At 65.8% G+C, this 15,685-nt stretch carries 16 protein-coding genes; 5 read left to right on the forward strand and 11 right to left on the reverse strand.

Annotated elements, in window-relative coordinates; all coding sequences use genetic code 11:
- Nucleotides 1–154 precede the first annotated feature (154 nt).
- From BMY90_RS10020 to BMY90_RS10065, 10 genes are all read right to left on the reverse strand, one after another.
- Nucleotides 155–1,225, reverse strand: coding sequence for a glycoside hydrolase family 43 protein (locus tag BMY90_RS10020; protein ID WP_245735008.1), 1,071 nt, complete (start codon nucleotides 1,223–1,225; stop codon nucleotides 155–157).
- A 10-nt stretch (nucleotides 1,226–1,235) separates the two neighbouring features.
- A complete protein-coding gene (locus BMY90_RS10025; RefSeq protein ID WP_092703686.1) occupies nucleotides 1,236–2,624 on the reverse strand; it encodes a sugar porter family MFS transporter in 1,389 nt (462 codons plus the stop codon).
- A gap of 132 nt (nucleotides 2,625–2,756) precedes the next feature.
- Complete coding sequence (locus tag BMY90_RS10030; RefSeq protein ID WP_092703688.1) at nucleotides 2,757–3,671, reverse strand: SMP-30/gluconolactonase/LRE family protein; 915 nt, start codon at nucleotides 3,669–3,671, stop codon at nucleotides 2,757–2,759.
- The gene (locus tag BMY90_RS10035; protein ID WP_245735009.1) at nucleotides 3,668–4,426 is read right to left on the reverse strand and encodes an SDR family NAD(P)-dependent oxidoreductase; all 759 of its coding nucleotides are present in this window, start codon (nucleotides 4,424–4,426) and stop codon (nucleotides 3,668–3,670) included. Before BMY90_RS10035 ends, BMY90_RS10030 begins: the two co-directional genes overlap by 4 nt.
- 5 nt (nucleotides 4,427–4,431) lie before the next feature.
- Complete coding sequence (dgoD, locus tag BMY90_RS10040) at nucleotides 4,432–5,580, reverse strand: galactonate dehydratase (protein WP_092703692.1); 1,149 nt, start codon at nucleotides 5,578–5,580, stop codon at nucleotides 4,432–4,434.
- Nucleotides 5,577–6,206, reverse strand: a complete 630-nt coding sequence (locus tag BMY90_RS10045) for a 2-dehydro-3-deoxy-6-phosphogalactonate aldolase (RefSeq protein WP_092703694.1) — start codon at nucleotides 6,204–6,206, stop codon at nucleotides 5,577–5,579. Before BMY90_RS10045 ends, dgoD begins: the two co-directional genes overlap by 4 nt.
- Nucleotides 6,200–7,132 carry a 2-dehydro-3-deoxygalactonokinase gene (locus BMY90_RS10050; protein ID WP_092703696.1) on the reverse strand — a complete coding sequence of 311 codons (933 nt, stop codon included), beginning with the start codon at nucleotides 7,130–7,132 and terminating at the stop codon, nucleotides 6,200–6,202. The genes BMY90_RS10045 and BMY90_RS10050 overlap by 7 nt, the downstream gene beginning before the upstream one ends.
- Before the next feature lie 13 nt (nucleotides 7,133–7,145).
- On the reverse strand, nucleotides 7,146–7,853 hold the full coding sequence (locus BMY90_RS10055) for a FadR/GntR family transcriptional regulator (protein ID WP_092703698.1): 708 nt from the start codon (nucleotides 7,851–7,853) through the stop codon (nucleotides 7,146–7,148).
- A gap of 411 nt (nucleotides 7,854–8,264) precedes the next feature.
- A complete protein-coding gene (locus tag BMY90_RS10060) occupies nucleotides 8,265–8,900 on the reverse strand; it encodes an HAD hydrolase-like protein (RefSeq protein WP_092703700.1) in 636 nt (211 codons plus the stop codon).
- On the reverse strand, nucleotides 8,900–10,066 hold the full coding sequence (locus tag BMY90_RS10065; RefSeq protein WP_425438656.1) for a phosphoglycerate kinase: 1,167 nt from the start codon (nucleotides 10,064–10,066) through the stop codon (nucleotides 8,900–8,902). The genes BMY90_RS10060 and BMY90_RS10065 overlap by 1 nt, the downstream gene beginning before the upstream one ends.
- Before the next feature lie 131 nt (nucleotides 10,067–10,197).
- Between BMY90_RS10065 and maiA the strand changes: the two genes are divergently transcribed.
- Nucleotides 10,198–10,860, forward strand: a complete 663-nt coding sequence (maiA, locus tag BMY90_RS10070) for a maleylacetoacetate isomerase (RefSeq protein WP_008214064.1) — start codon at nucleotides 10,198–10,200, stop codon at nucleotides 10,858–10,860.
- A gap of 104 nt (nucleotides 10,861–10,964) precedes the next feature.
- On the opposite strand, the gene BMY90_RS10075 is transcribed toward maiA, so the two are convergent.
- Entirely contained in the window at nucleotides 10,965–12,083 is a 1,119-nt protein-coding gene (locus BMY90_RS10075) for a PilT/PilU family type 4a pilus ATPase (RefSeq protein ID WP_008214065.1), read from the reverse strand.
- 84 nt (nucleotides 12,084–12,167) lie between these two features.
- Between BMY90_RS10075 and BMY90_RS10080 the strand changes: the two genes are divergently transcribed.
- The 4 genes from BMY90_RS10080 (at nucleotide 12,168) to BMY90_RS10095 (ending at nucleotide 15,609) form a co-directional block, all read left to right on the forward strand.
- Complete coding sequence (locus BMY90_RS10080; RefSeq protein ID WP_081491814.1) at nucleotides 12,168–12,875, forward strand: DUF4398 domain-containing protein; 708 nt, start codon at nucleotides 12,168–12,170, stop codon at nucleotides 12,873–12,875.
- Nucleotides 12,872–13,531 carry an HlyD family secretion protein gene (locus tag BMY90_RS10085; protein WP_092703703.1) on the forward strand — a complete coding sequence of 220 codons (660 nt, stop codon included), beginning with the start codon at nucleotides 12,872–12,874 and terminating at the stop codon, nucleotides 13,529–13,531. Before BMY90_RS10080 ends, BMY90_RS10085 begins: the two co-directional genes overlap by 4 nt.
- 294 nt (nucleotides 13,532–13,825) lie before the next feature.
- Nucleotides 13,826–14,053, forward strand: a complete 228-nt coding sequence (locus tag BMY90_RS10090) for an HP1242/YdcH family protein (RefSeq protein ID WP_008216344.1) — start codon at nucleotides 13,826–13,828, stop codon at nucleotides 14,051–14,053.
- A gap of 185 nt (nucleotides 14,054–14,238) precedes the next feature.
- A complete protein-coding gene (locus BMY90_RS10095; protein WP_008216347.1) occupies nucleotides 14,239–15,609 on the forward strand; it encodes a pyridoxal-phosphate dependent enzyme in 1,371 nt (456 codons plus the stop codon).
- The last annotated feature ends 76 nt before the right edge of the window (nucleotides 15,610–15,685 follow it).

Here is a 15,685-nt window from a genome sequence, read left to right on the forward strand (position 1 = left end):
GCGTGATGCACACTGAACCAGGTGACTTCGTCGTCGAGATCCGTCACGAATCTGGGCTGGCTGCGGGTTGTATTTCAATCGCGGCGTGATCGTGAGGCGCTTGGACTGAACAGATCAAAGCGAGCGCGGTGTGCTACCGCGCTCGCTTTGAATGTCACGGCTTGGCCGTCTGCCCCGAGGGTACCGCCAGCGGCACGCCCGCTTTCACCGGTACGCCGAAGTCGGGCGTGCCGTCGGCGCGCCAGTGCACTTGCTGCATGCGTGGCGAACGACGCGGGCCGCACTTCCAGTTTGGTCCACCGTTGGCGTGGTAGATGATCCAGGTCTGCTTGCCGTCGGGCGATTTGAAGAAGCCGTTGTGGCCGGGTGCGTAGACACCGTTCGCGGGTGACTCGGCGAATACCGGCTGCGGCGATTTGTGCCACGAGGCGGGATCGAGCGGGTCGGCATCCGCCGCAGCACTGAGCAGGCCCAGCGCATAGTGATCGGACCAGCAGGCGCTGGCCGAATAGCTGAGGAACAACTTGCCGGTCGGTCCCTTGAGGAACTCCGGTCCTTCGAGAATCTTGCGTCCGCCCTGCATCTCCCACGCATACGTGGGGTGGGCAATGTCGACCTGTGGCGCGGCCAGCGTCCACGGATTGCTCATCGGGGCGATGACCAGATCGCTGTGGTCACCCACATAGGCGGAATAGACGAAGTACAACTTGCCGCGCAGTTGGAACACGGTGCCGTCGATGCCGTTGTAGCCGGTCTTCAGCGCACCGCGCGAAATCCAGTGCCCCGTGGTTGGATCGGGCGAGGCGTTTTCCAGTACGTACAGATGGCGATGGGCGTCGTCGTCGTGCGCCTTGTCGGCGGCGGTGAAGTACAGGTACCACTTGCCATCGAGGAAGTGCAGCTCCGCCGCCCATACCGACGCCGAACCCGGCCCGCTGGCCGGGGCGCGCCAGACCACGGTGACGGGCGCCTGTGCCAGGCGCCCCATGTCGCGTGTCTTCCACAAGGCGATGCGGTCGCCCAGCGTGTTGGTGTAGTAGTAGGTGCCGTCATGTTGCGCCACCCACGGGTCGGGTCCCGAGGGCAGCAACGGGTTGGTGAAGGTCTCGCCGGCGCGGACGTGGCCGGGTGCCGCGCCCAGCGCAGCAAGCAACACGGCAACCAGCGCGACCCGCCGGTGCTTCCATGCACCGTTGTGCGTGTGGGTCACGGCAGGCGGCAACATGCCCATCGGTTTACTGCCCGATCCGGCGCAGCGGCTTGCCGGCCATCAGGTTGCGCTCGATGTGCTCCAGCGAGATGTTCTTGGTTTCCGGCACCAGCCAGAAGGTGAGCAGGATGAACACGGCGTTGAACGCGGCGTAGAGCCAGAAGGTGCCGGCGTCGCCGATGCCGTTGAGCAGGCTGAGGAAGGTGCCGCCCACGATCATGTTGGCCACCCAGTTGGTGATGGTGGAGCAGCCGATGCCGAAATCGCGGCCCTTCAATGGCTGGATTTCCGAACATACGGTCCAGATCAGCGGGCCGGCGGACATCGCGAAGCCGATGATGAAGATCAGCAACATGCCGACGGTGAACAATTGCTCGGCGTGGGTGTGGATGCCCAGATGCATCATGGTGCCGACGATGCCCAAGCCGATGGTCATCACCACGAAGCCCGCATACAGGATCGGTTTGCGACCGAGCTTGTCGACGAAGGCAATTGCAATGAAGGTGGCCAGCACGTTGGTCAGGCCCACGATGGCGGTGAACCACAATTGCGATTCGGTGTTGTAGCCCATGCCCTGGAAAATGCGCGGCGCGTAGTACATCACCACGTTCATGCCGGTGAGCTGCTGCATCACCTGCAGCACGATGCCCAGGCCGACCGAACGACGGAAATTGCGGTTCTGGAAGAACAGGTGGAAGCCACGCTGCGGCACCTTCAGCTGTTCGGTGATCTCGGCCAGCTCCAGCGCGACGGCGTCCTTGTCGGCGCGCAGCTTGTGCAGCACGCGTTCGGCCTCTTCGTGCTGGCCGCGCATCATCAACCAGCGCGGGCTGCACGGCAGGAACACCACGCCGAACAGGAACAGCACGCCGGGAATGGCGATGACGCCCAGCATCCAGCGCCAGTTGCCGGTGTAGCTGAAGGCGGTGTCGGACAGGAATGCCACCAGGATGCCGATGGTGATCATCAACTGGTACAGCGAGATCATCGCGCCGCGGATTTTTTCCGGCGCGATCTCGGCCAGGTACAGCGGCGCGGTGAAACTGGCGATGCCGATGGCCACGCCAAGAACGATCCGGCCCACGATGAGGATGGCGGGTGAGCCGGCCGTGCCGCACAGAATCGAGCCGATCACGAACAACACCGCACCGATGATCAGCGAGCGCTTGCGTCCCAATGCCGACGACATCCAGGCTGCGCCCAGCGCACCCAGCGCCGCGCCGGCCATCATGCTGCTGACCACCCACTCGATGGTGTGATCGCTGATGGCAAAGTCTTTCTGGATGAATTGCTGTGCGCCGGAAATGACGCCGACATCCAGGCCGAACATGAGTCCGGCCAGGGCGGCGAGTATGCAGGTGAAAACGGCAGTAGCTTTCGAGTGGGTGGCAGCGGGCGGTGCGGTGGCGTTCATCGATCTCTCCCCGAGGAATGGCGTAGGTGCAGCATCGTTTGCGATGGTTCGATCAACCGGTTTTTTTGCCCGTCATTCCAGCGAAAGCCGGGATGACGAGCGAGGTCGAGGCATTCACAAGCATGAATCGGATCACGGAGTGCCGCCCACTGGCGGCCTGCCGGCAAAACGAGGTTCAGGCAAGCCGCGCGCGTCGATGCGTGCGGCGAACAATGCGCCGGCCAGCGGATCGGCGGCCAGTTCCGTGGCGTCGAGCCCGTCGCGCGCGCTGGTGACATAGAGTGTATCGAGCGCCGCACCGCCGAGGGCCGGTCGCGTGGGTTGGCGCGCTGGTACCGGGATCACGCGATCCTCGCGGCCGTCGGGGTGGTAACGCACCACGCGGCCCATGCCCCATTGTGCGTTCCACAGACCGCCGTCGGCATCGACGCAGGAGCCGTCCGGCTCGCCGCTGATGCCGCGCAGGTCGACGAAGTTGCGCGATGGGCCGAGGGTGTCGCCGTACTCGCAGCAACGGATGATGCGCGTGGGCGAATCGCAGTAGTACAGGGTGCCACCGTCGGGACTGAAGGCGAGGCTGTTGCTGATCGCCACGCTTTCCAGCGGCAGGCGTTGCAGCGAGAGATCGCCATCGAGTCGCCAGAAACCGCCGATGGCCTGCTTCGGCCCGCCGCCGGCGGGTTCGTGCAGGGTGCCGAACACGAAGCGACCCTGGCGATCGCAGGCGCCGTCGTTGCAGCGCGTCGGCAGCTTGGGCTCGACTTCGCACACGGTGTGCAGGGCGCCGTCGGCGAGGCGAAAGAAAGCCAGTCGCGAAGCCAGTGCCAGCAGCAGCCAGCCATCGGCTTCGCACAACGCGAATGAGGCGAGGCGTTCGGGCAAGACCCAATGCTGCGTTTCGCCGCTGGCCGGTGCGTGGCGCCACAGCGTGCCGGCCTGGATATCGGTCCAGTACAACGCCTGCGCCCGGTCGCACCAGACGATGCCCTCGCCCAGCACATTGCCCGCTTCCAGTACGGTCTGCATGGGAGCGGGCGACGAATTCATACCCAGCCGCCGTCGACGATGAAATCCTGGCCGGTGCACATGCGGCTGTCGTCGGCGCCGAGGAATAGCGCCATTCGCGCCAGATCGTCGGCCATCAGATAGCCGGGCATGCATTGCACGCGCGCGATCTCGGCTTCGCCTTCGGCGTCCAGCCACAGCGTGCGCTGTTTTTCGGTGATCACCCAGCCGGGCACCAGTGCGTTGATGCGGATGCGTTGCTGGCCGAGCTCGCGGGCCATGCCGTTGACGAAGCCGTGGATCGCAGCCTTGGCCATCGCGTACAGCGGGTAGCCGGCGTTCTTCTTCATCCAGCCGGTGGAGCCGAGGCAGATGATCGACCCGCCGCCGAGTCCGTGCATGTCCGGAATCACCGCCTGCGTGGCGAAGATCTGGTGGCGCAGGTTCACCGCCACGTTGCGCTCGAACGCGGCGGCATCGATGTCATCCAGCCCGTGGCGGGCGTCGTTGGCGGCATTGTTGACCAGCACTGCGATCGGACCGATCTGCTTGCGCGCTGCGTCGATGGCGCGTTGCAGTGCCGCCAGGTCGGTCACGTCGCAAGGCAGGAAGTGCGGGGCGTGCGTCACGTCCTCCAGCGTGGCGAGCAGCGCCTGCGCGCCGGCTTCGTCGCGGTCGAGAAAAGCGACCTTCGCGCCTTGCCGCGCAAAGTGTTCGACGAAGGCCGCGCCGATGCCGGTGGCGCCGCCGCTGATCAATACGCTGCGGTCGCGCAGGCTGGGGTAGCTGGCGTACATGGCACTCACCATTCGGCCACGCTGCCGTCGTCATGCCGCCAGATCGGGTTGTGCCACTGGTGGCCGACCTTGGCACGTTCGGCCACGTAGGCTTCGTTCACCTCGATGCCCAGGCCGGGGCCGGTCGGCATGCTCACGTAGCCATCGGCATAGGCGAACACGCCGCGATCGGTCACGTAGTCGAGCAGGTCGTTGGTGGCGTTGTAGTGGATGCCCAGGCTTTGTTCCTGGATGAACGCGTTGTGGCATACCGCGTCCAACTGCAGGTTCGCCGCCAGCGCGATCGGGCCGAGCGGACAGTGCAACGCCAGCGCCACGTCGTAGGCTTCGGCCATCGCGGCGATCTTGCGCGTCTCGGTGATGCCGCCGGCGTGCGAGGGGTCGGGCTGGATGATGTCCACGCCACCGGTCTGCAGCACGCGCTTGAAGTCGTAGCGCGAGTACAGGCGCTCACCCAGCGCGATCGGCGCGGGCGAGATTGCGGCCAGTTCGGGCAGGCATTCCAGGTGTTCGGACAGCACCGGCTCCTCGATGAACATCAGCTTGTACGGCAGCAGTTCGCGCATCAGCACCTTGGCCATCGGTTTGTGCACGCGGCCGTGGAAATCCAGGCCGATGCCGATGTCCGCGCCCACCGCATCGCGGATCGCCTGCACGTTCTCCAGCACCCGCTCGACCTTGGCGTGCGTGTCGACGTACTGCATCTCCTCGGTGGCGTTCATCTTTACTGCGGTGAAGCCGCGCGCCACGGCATCCTTCGCCGCGCGGGCGGTGTCGGCCGGGCGGTCGCCGCCTACCCACGAGTACACACGGATGCGATCGCGCACCGGACCGCCGAGCAGTTCATAGACCGGCCGGCCCACGTCCTTGCCCTTGATGTCCCACAGCGCCTGGTCGATGCCGGCAATGGCACTCATCAGGATCGGGCCGCCGCGATAGAAGCCGCCGCGATAGAGCACGTTCCAGTGATCCTCGATATGTCGCGGGTCCTTGCCGACCAGGTAGGTCGACAACTCCTCGACGGCCGCGGCGACGGTCTGCGCGCGCCCCTCGACGACCGGCTCGCCCCAGCCGCTGATGCCGGCATCGGTATCGATGCGCAGGAACAGCCAGCGCGGCGGAACGAGGAAGGTGGTGATGGCGGTGATCTTCATGCGTGCGTACTCAGCGAGTGCCAGGCCTGCGCGAAGGCGCGGGCGCGGGAAGCGGTGTCGTCCAGGCTGCGGCCGTGTGCGTACAGTGCCGAGCCGATACCGAAGCCGGCGGCGCCGGCGGCCACCCACGGGCCCATGTTGTCGGGCGTGATGCCGCCGACCGGCAGCACCGGCACGTCGCGTGGCAGCACGGCGCGCCAGGCCTTGAGCACGGCTGGAGCGGCCTGTTCGGCCGGGAACAGCTTCAGCCCGTCGGCGCCGGCGGCCAGCGCGGCAAAGGCTTCGGTGGGCGTGGCCACGCCCGGCACGCAGAGCAGGCCGGCGGCCTTGGCGGCGCGGATCACCGCGGTGTCGGCGTGCGGCATCACGATCAGGCGACCACCGACGGCGGCGATGGCTTCGACGTCGGCCGTGCTCATCACGGTGCCGGCGCCGACCAGCACGTCGTCGCCGAGTGCTTCGGCGAGCTGGGCAATGCTGTCCAGCGGCCGCGGGGAATTGAGCGGCACTTCCAGTACGCGAAAGCCGGCGTCGACGAGGGCATGGCCGACGGGCGTTGCTTCGTCGGGTGTCAATCCACGCAGGATCGCCACCAGCGGCAGCGGCGTGAGCCAGGGGGTCAGCATGATGCAATGTCCTTGGGGGCCTGATGAACCAGGCCGGCGTGCAGGGCGAGCTGCCACAACCCGTGGGCGGCGGCATCTTCCAGCGGTGGGTCCAGTTCGATATCGAAATGCGTGGCGGCGCGACGGTAGCGTTCGCAGAGCGCCACGTCGCCGATCAATTGCAGTGGCGTGTCGCGGTGGGCGAGGCCATCGGCCAGCGCGGCACGAAACTCTTCGCCGACCAGCAGGCCGGACAGATAGTCGGGCACGCTTTCCGACGCCAGCGTGCCGTCGAGCATCAGCGTGCGGGCGGAGAACAATCGGCTCAGCGCGCCGGCGGCGCCGCTGTCGCGTGCCGTCACCACGCCACGCGCGAAAGCGTCCGGGTTTGCCGTGGCCGAAATGGTTCCGGTGCCGAGGATGGAATGCTGCTGCAGCAGCGCGAACAGCTCGCCGGTCATCAGGGTGCGAAAACCGGTGACCTTGCCGTCGCGCACCGTGACCCACTTGCTGTGCGTGCCGGGCAGGATCCAGCTGGATGTGCCGGCGAGCGCCGGACGCAATGACAGGGCGCCAACCAGTTGGGCCTCCTCGCCACGCATCACGTCCGGCCCGTGCGGATCGCGCAGACCGGGAGCGATATGGACGTCCATACCGTCGGCAGCCATCAGTCGACCCAGGGCGTGGCCGATCTCCGCCGCGCCGGCGGGCAGGTCGAGATAAGGCATTTCGCGCCAGCCATTGCGACTGCCGACCATGCCGCAGGCCAGCCTCGGCAACACGGGCCAGCCCTTGGTGACGGCGGAGAGCGCCGCATCGAAGCCACCCTCCGGCAAGTGACGCAGGCCCCATGGGCGGTGGCGGGTTTCCTCGATGTGCCCCGCGCCATCAAGACGGTAGGCGCGGAGGCTTGAAGTACCCCAGTCGAGTCCGATCAGGCCGTTCATGCGCAGATTCTTCTCAAGCCTTCTTCGAATGGCGGCGAATGTTGCTGCGCGAATCGCTCACCATCTTGACCATGGCCTGACGCGCCACTTCCGGCTGGCGCCGGCGGATCGCATCGAGCACTTTCTTGTGGTGCGGCAGCGAGTACTTGAAGTTGCTGGCGGTGCGCGCCGACAGCACGAAGTAGGTGCCCAGCGCGGTTTCGACCACCGAGAACAGCGAGACCATCAGCTCGTTGTTGGTGGCGTGCAGCATCGCTTCGTGAAAGGCCAGGTCGGCCTCGGTCCATGCATCCAGGTTGGCCGAAGCGGCCATCGCTTCGTAGGCAGTGGCGAGGGTCTCCAGTTGTTCGGCGGTGCGGCGGCGTGCGGCGGCGGCGGCGGCGGCCGGCTCGATGATCTCGCGCATTTCCACCAGTTTCTCGACGAAATCCTCGGTAGGCATCGAGGCGCAGCGCCAAGCCAGCACGTCGGCATCGAGCTGGTTCCAGTGGATGGTGTCACGCACGCGGGTGCCGGTTTTCTGGCGCGACTCGATCAGCCCCTTCGCCGACAGCACCTTCATCGCCTCGCGCAGCGCGGTGCGACTCACGTTCATGCGCTCGGCCAGCAATTCCTCGCGTGGCAGACCCTCGCCGGGTGCCAGTTCGCCGCTGACGATCAAGCGACCCAGCTCGTGGATCACCTGATTGTGCAGGCTGCGCACGGCCATGGGTTTCACCATTGTTGCTCTCCTTGGAAGGTGCCGGGCGTGCCACGATTCCGGGCCGCCTTGTTGCCTGTCGAAGGGCGGGGAAGCCAAAGCCCCGGCCCGCCCTTATTATTTGTACTACATAATTACCTTATAGCAGGTCACTTGGGAAGCGTCATCTGTTCGAAGCCGCTGATCTGCTGCATCAAGGACGTATCCCGGCCCGGCGTCGTGCCGGGTGGACGTGCGCGGGAGTTCGCCCAGGATCCTCCTGCAAGGATTGCGATCGGGGCCGCCTGCAGGCGGCTCGCAGGAGCCCGCTCGCGGGGGATGCTCTTGGCGTGGCATCCGAAAAGCCGAAAGCATCGCCTGCGAGCGGGCTCCTACAGGCCGCTGCTGCATGCACCGGGAGGAGGCTCGGGACGGGCGACGCGGGGTGGCGCGTCAGGCGGGGCGGAGCAGAGTGGCCAGTTCGTGCGGATGGGCAGCTAGCGCCTGTGCGCCGGCCTGCTGCAGCTCCTCGCGGCTGCCGAAGCCCCACAGGACGCCGATGCCGGAAACTTCATTGGCCACCGCCCCCTCGATGTCGAAACGGCGGTCGCCGATCATCACGGTGTCTTGCGGCGCCGCGCCGAAATCGGCGAGCGCGGCGGCGATCATGCTGGCCTTTTCGCTGTGCGCACTGCTCGGGTCGGGCCCGTACAGCTTTTCGAAGGCATCGCCGAACGGCAACGATTCGATGATCGGCGCGGCATGTTCCATCGGCTTGCTGGTGACGATGGCGAGTCGATGGCCGGCGCCGCGCAGCGCGGAGATGGCCTCGGCAATGCCGGGATAGATCGCGTGTTCGCGCCAGCCCTGCGCCGAAAAGCGTTCGTGGTAGTAATCCACGGCGGTTTCTATGCGCAGCGCATCCCGGTCGAGCAGCGGCGCGAAGCTGTGGCGCAGCGGCGGGCCGATCCACGGGCGCAGGTCGGCAGGTGCCGGCACGCCCAGTTTGGTCAGGGCATGCCGGATGCAGGCGGTGATGCCCGGCTCGGAGTCGATCAGGGTGCCGTCGAGGTCGAACAGGCAGAGCATTACTTCGCGGCCCGGGCCTTGAGTGCAGCGACGGCGGGCAGTTCCTTGCCTTCGAGGAATTCGAGGAAGGCGCCGCCGCCGGTGGAGATGTAGGACACCTGCTTTTCGATGCCGTACTTGTCCACCGCGGCCAGGGTGTCGCCGCCGCCGGCGATGGAGAACGCACTGGAATCGGCAATGGCACGGGCCAGCGTTTCGGTGCCCTTGGCGAACGCGTCGAACTCGAACACGCCGACCGGACCGTTCCACACCACGGTGCCGGCCTTGGCGATCAGCTCGGCGTAAAGCGCGGCGGTCTGCGGGCCGATGTCGAGGATCATCTCGTCATCCTGCACCGCGTCCACCGGCTTCACCGTGGCCGGTGCATTGGCGGAAAACGCCGGCGCCACCACCACGTCCACCGGCATCGGCACTTCGGCGCCGCGGCGCTTGGCGTCGGCCATGACTTTCTTCGCGGCATCGAGCAGGTCCATCTCGACCAGCGAATTGCCGACCGAATAGCCCATCGCGGCGATGAAGGTGTTGGCGATGCCACCGCCCACGATCAACTGGTCGACCTTGCCGATCAGGTTGTCGAGCAGGGTCAGCTTGGTCGAGACCTTGGAGCCGGCGACGATCGCCAGCAGCGGGTGTGCGGGATGTTCCAGCGCGCTGCCCAGCGCGTCCAGTTCGGCGCACAGCAGCGGGCCGGCCACGGCGATGGGGGCGAAGCGGATCGCGCCATGGGTGGAGGCCTGCGCACGGTGCGCGGTACCGAAGGCATCCATCACGAAGATGTCGCACAGCGCGGCATATTTCTTCGCCAGGGCCTCGTCGTCCTTGCCTTCGCCCAAGTTCATGCGGCAGTTTTCCAGCACCACCACCTCGCCGTCGGCAAGCTCGACACCGCTGAGATAGTCGCGCACCAGCCGTACAGGCTTGCCGAGCTTGTCGCCCAGCCAGGCGGCGACCGGCGCCAGCGAGGCGGCTTCGTCGAACTGGCCTTCCTTCGGGCGGCCCAGGTGCGACAGCACCATCACCTTTGCACCGGCGTCGCGCGCGGCGGCGATGGTGGGCAGGGCGGCATCAAGGCGCTGGGTGGAGGTGATCTGGCCGTGATCGTCGAACGGCACGTTCAAGTCTTCGCGGATCAATACGCGCTTGCCGTTGAGGTCGATGTCGCTCATGCGTAGGACGGTCACGTGGGAACTCCCGTGGATTGCAGATGGGCTGCCATGCGGCAGGAACCGCGCATTGTCGTGCCCGTCCCGTGGCTATGCAAATTACACTGGGCGCTTTCCCGTCACAGGAAGGGCACATGGCCTCCGATCTCGTGCTGTACGGCTACTGGCGTTCCACCGCCGCCTATCGCGTCCGCATCGCCCTGAATCTGAAGGGGCTGGCCTTCGAGAATCGCCCGGTGCACCTGGTGCGCGGCGGTGGCGAGCAACATGCGCCGGCGTACGCGGCGTTGAACCCGCTGGAGCTGGTGCCCAGCCTGCGCGATGGCGAACGGACCTTGACCCAGTCGCTGGCGATCATGGAATACCTGGATGAAACCCGCCCCGAACCGCCGCTGCTGCCATCCGATGCCGCCGGACGGGCGCGCGTGCGTGAACTGGCGCAGATCGTGGCCTGCGATATCCACCCGATCGGCAATTTGCGCGTGCTGCAGCGGTTGGTCACGCAGTTCGAGGCGCCGGAAGGCGAAAAGGTCGCCTGGTCGCGGCACTGGATCGCCACCGGTTTCCACGCGCTGGAAACGATGCTGGCGCGCGATTCCGCCACTGGTCGGTACTGCCACGGCGACACCCCGGGCCTGGCCGACGCCTGCCTGATCCCGCAGTGTTACAACGCCCTGCGTTGGGGCGTGCCGCTGCAGGATTACCCCACGATCCAGCGCATCCACGCGGCTTGTGGCGAGCTGGACGCGTTCAAGGCTGCCGCGCCGGAAGCGCAGCCGGATGCACCGGAGAGCTGAATGTAGGAGCGCACCCTGTGCGCGATAAGCTTTACCGCATTTTTGCGGAGGCGCCGGCGGTCCATGTCAAAAGCATCGCGCACAGGGTGCGCTCCTACGCTCCTTCAGAACCCCATGCCGTAGGGGTCGTTGGTCAGCTCGGCAGAGGCGCCGGCATCGCTGCCACCCTCGGCCAGGCGCACCTTGAGTGCCAGGCCATCGCGCGAGTCGGCCTTCGACAGCGCTTCTTCCAGCTCGATGCGGCCGCTCTTGTAGAGCCGGTACAGCGACTGGTCGAAGGTCTGCATGCCGTCCTGCAGGCTGCGGTCCATGGCCTCTTTCACTTCGTGGATCTGGCCACGGCGAATCATGTCGCGGATCAGCGGGGTGTTCAGCAGCACCTCGGTGGCGGGGATGCGGCGGCCGTCCTTGCCGATCACCAGGCGCTGGCTGATCACCGCGCGCAGGTTCAGTGCCAGGTTCATCAGCACGTTCTTGTGCGCCGATTCGGGGAAGAAGTTGAGGATGCGTTCCAGCGTCTGGTCGGCATTGTTCGAATGCAGCGTGGCCAGGCACAGGTGGCCGGTTTCGGAGAACGAAATGGCCGCTTCCATGGTGTCGGTGTCGCGGATCTCGCCGATCATGATCACGTCCGGCGCCTCGCGCATCGCGTTCTTCAGCGCCTCGTGGTAGCTGTGGGTGTCCAGCCCCACTTCGCGCTGGTTGACGATGGACTTCTTGTGGCGGTGCAGGTATTCGATCGGGTCCTCGATGGTGAGGATGTGGCCGGAGCGGTTGGAGTTGCGCTGGTCGAGCATCGCCGCCAGCGTGGTCGACTTGCCCGAACCGGTGGCGCCCACCACCAGGATCAGCCCGCGCGGCTCCATGATCAGGTCACGGAAGATGCCGGGAAGCTGCAATTGGTCGATACTGGGGATCTCGCTCTTGATCGCGCGGATCACCATGCCCACTTCGCCGCGCTGCTTGAACACGTTGATGCGGAAGCGGCCGGCTTCCTTCACCGCCAGCGCCATGTTCAGCTCTAGGTCGCGTTCGAACTGCGGCACCTGGCCCTCGTCCATCAGCGAGTAGGCGATTTTCTTCACCATGCCGCTGGGCAGTCCGGTATTGCCCAGCGGATAAAGCTTGCCCTCGACCTTGATGTTCACAGGGGCGCCGGTGGACAGGAACATGTCCGAAGCGCCCTTGTCTACCATCAACTTGAGGAAGTAACCGATGTCCACCGTGTGAGCCCCTGTTTCGTGCGCATTGCAATAAGCGATTATGCCTGCTCACAATATGCGTTGACATGCCATGAGGACTGCGTGATGGCCCACAGATTTTCCCTGTTGCCCGGGTTCGGCTGGTGCCGGACCGTTCAGGTGGCAGGTGCGCTGCCGTTGCTGGCGGCGCTGCTCGTGCTTGGCGGCTGCGCCAGCGTACCGCCGCCGGATGCGGCCATGAACCAGGCGCAAGCCGGGCTGCAGGCTGCGCGACAGGCCGGTGCGGCGGATTACGATCCGGTCGACCTGGGCTTCGCGCAGGACAAGTTCCAGCAGGCACAGACGGCCATGTCCAACCGCAAGTTCGGTCCGGCGGCGGATCTGGCGGCCGAGTCCAGCGCCGATTCCTCGCTGGCGCGGACCAAGGCCATGCTGGGCGCCGCACGGGCGCAAATCCAGCTGAAGCTGCAGGCGAACACCCGCCAGCGCGCGCAGAACGAACAAGCCAAGGCCGAGAACGCCCAGCACGAGGCGCAGCAGCGGGCACAATTGGCGCAGCAACAGGCCGCCACGCAAGTGGGGCCGGATGGCCAGCCGGCGTCGGCATCCTCCACGGCTGCGCCTGCCAATCCGGCTTCGACCGGGCTGCCGGCCCAGGCACCGATGCAGCAGGACATGCCGGCACCGTCCGCCGCGACGCTGGCGTCCCCGACCCAACAGGGCGGCAACGGTTTCCAGACCGTGCCTGATGCCGGCCAATCGGCCGGCAATCCTGCCAGCAGCTCATCGACGAACACGGGAGGCCAGCCATGAAGCGGTTCAGCAGACTTCTTGCGGTTGCCTTGCTGGCGCTGGGCCTGGTTGGCGTAGCCCAGGCGCACAAGGACGACATCGACATCAATCGCCTGAACAACAGCCTCAACCAGCTGTCCAGCGACCCCACCCTGGGCATGTATGCCCAGGCCGACCAGGCCCTGGCCCGCAACGCCATTGCGGAGCTGGCCAATGCCAGCTCGCACGACCGGCCGCATGCGCTGTACATGGCCGAGCGCCGGGTCGACCAGGCCAAGGCCGCCGCCCAGCTGGAAGATGCCCGCACCCGCCTGGCTCAGTTGAGTCGCGAGCACGACCAACTGCTGCTCCAGCGCAGCCAGATCGATGCGAATGCGGCGCAGAAGGAGCTGGAATTCCAGCGCATGCAGTACCAGATGGCGCAGGAAGAGACCGCGCGCCTGCAGCAGCAGGGTCTGGAAGCCGCGAATCAGGCGGACCAGGCGCGTGCCGAAGCTGAACATGCACGCAAGCTGGCAGCGGCGCAGAGCCGGGTGGCTCGGGCAGCCCGACGTGAAGCGGCACTGGCGGCCGAAGCGGCGCGGGCGATGCGTTCGCAAATGCAGCAGGACAGCGGGTCGGCGGCCCCGGAGCCCGTCAAGAAGAAGGCTCATCACGCGGCCGATAGCGGTCACTGAGCTCGCCAGGGCGTTGTTGCAACTTGCGGTTTTTACGGGTTTTTTACGTCGAATCGTGTGCTGGCGCGGGTTGCCGCGGGGTGCTTGCGCCCCCTGTGGACGGGGAGTAGGGTCAAGTTGCCGTGGGGCATTTTCGCCGCACGGCTTACTGACCTGAAACATGCGCCCATCCTTTCTCCACCGATGGTTCCGTGACCCGCCGAAGCGGCACGGAACGCGGGTGTGTGCGTGCTTTCTTCCGTTCGAGGGTGCACCGGTCAGGCGCCCAACGTCCCATTGCGAGGAGGTCGGATCATGTTTGAAAGCCAGCAGCGTGACGATATCGAGGCATTGATGAAGGCCGATGCGGAGTTCCGCCGGCTCTACCAGCATCACAAGGAACTCGACAGCAAGGTGCACGACGCCGAGATCGGCGTACTCCCCATCGATGACGCCACCCTGATGGGCATGAAGCGGGAAAAGCTCCAGGCCAAGGAACGTCTGCAACGCATGTGGACGGACAAGGCCCACCTCATCAACTGAGCCTGCACGGTTTCGCATGACATGCGGCCCCGGGGCACTTCCGAGCAGGAAGTGTTGCCGGGGCCGCCGCGTTTAGCCTGAAGCGTTCCGGTACGGGGAGTTCCGGGTCGCTGCAGTGGCTCGGGTATCATGAACGTTCATACCGGAACGCCACGGCGTTCCATTGCTTTGGCCACGGAGCCCCCATGACTGTCCATGCAAGTGTCCTTGAACTGATCGGCCGTACCCCGATGGTGCGCGCGCAGCGCCTGGAGGCTGGCTCGTGCGAGCTGTTCCTCAAGCTCGAGAGCGCGAACCCAGGCGGTTCGATCAAGGATCGCATCGGCTTGTCGATGATCGAGGGCGCGGAGAAAGCCGGGAAGATCCAGCCGGGCGCGACCCTGGTCGAAGGCACCGCCGGCAACACCGGCCTGGGCCTGGCGCTGGTGGCGCAGGCCAAGGGTTATCGGCTGATCCTGGTGGTGCCGGACAAGATGAGCCGCGAGAAGATTTTCAATCTCAAGGCGATGGGTGCCGAGGTGGTGCTGACCCGTTCGGACGTGGCCAAGGGCCATCCGGAGTACTACCAGGACATGGCCGAGCGGATTGCCCGCGAAACGCCCGGGGCGTACTTCATCAACCAGTTCGGCAATCCCGACAACCCGCGCGCGCACTACGAAACCACCGGTCCGGAAATCCTCGAGCAGATGGACGGCAAGGTGGACGCGGTGGTGGTGGGTTGCGGCTCGTCCGGCACCATGACCGGGCTGTCGAAGTTCTTCGCCGAGCACTCGCCGTCCACCGAGATCGTGCTGGCCGACCCGGTCGGCTCGATCCTGGCCCAGTACATCAACGAGGGCACGCTCTCGACCAAGTCGGCGAGCTGGATGGTGGAAGGCATCGGCGAGGATTTCCTGCCGACCATCAGCGACTTCTCGCGGGTGAAGAAAGCCTATGCGGTATCCGACAAGGACAGTTTCCTCGCCGCGCGCGAACTGCTGGCGAAGGAGGGTGTGCTGGGTGGTTCGTCCACCGGCACCCTGCTGGCTGCGGCGTTGCGTTATTGCCGCGAGCAGACCGCGCCGAAGCGTGTGGTGACACTGGTCTGCGACACCGGCAACAAGTACCTGTCGAAGATGTACAACGACTACTGGATGCTGGACAACGGCTTCCTCGAGCGCGAGCGGCACGGCGATCTGCGCGACTTGCTGCTGCGTCCGTTCGCCCAGCGCGACACCGTGGTCGTTGGCCCCAACGAATTGCTGATGACCGCCTACACCCGCATGAAGCTGTACGACGTATCGCAATTGCCGGTGATGGATGGCAGCAAGCTGGTCGGCATCGTCGACGAGTCCGACGTGCTGATGCACGTGCATGCCGACGAGGCGCGTTTTCGCGACCCGGTGTCGGTGGCGATGATCAGTGACCTGCACATGCTGGACGTGCGCTCGCCGATCGAATCGCTGCTGCCGGTGTTCGAGCGCGGTCATGTGGCGATCGTGGTCGATGGCGAACAGTTCCTCGGCCTGATCACGCGCATCGACCTGCTCAACTGGCTGCGCCGCAAGGTGCATTGAGCAGTCAGTGTCGATTCGGCTCGCATAGGCATAATGCGCGGGCCTGAAAGCCCTTTGAAATGGTCCGTCGTTATCT

The sequence above is a fragment of the Rhodanobacter glycinis genome (assembly GCF_900114325.1).
GTDB lineage: Bacteria > Pseudomonadota > Gammaproteobacteria > Xanthomonadales > Rhodanobacteraceae > Rhodanobacter_A > Rhodanobacter_A glycinis.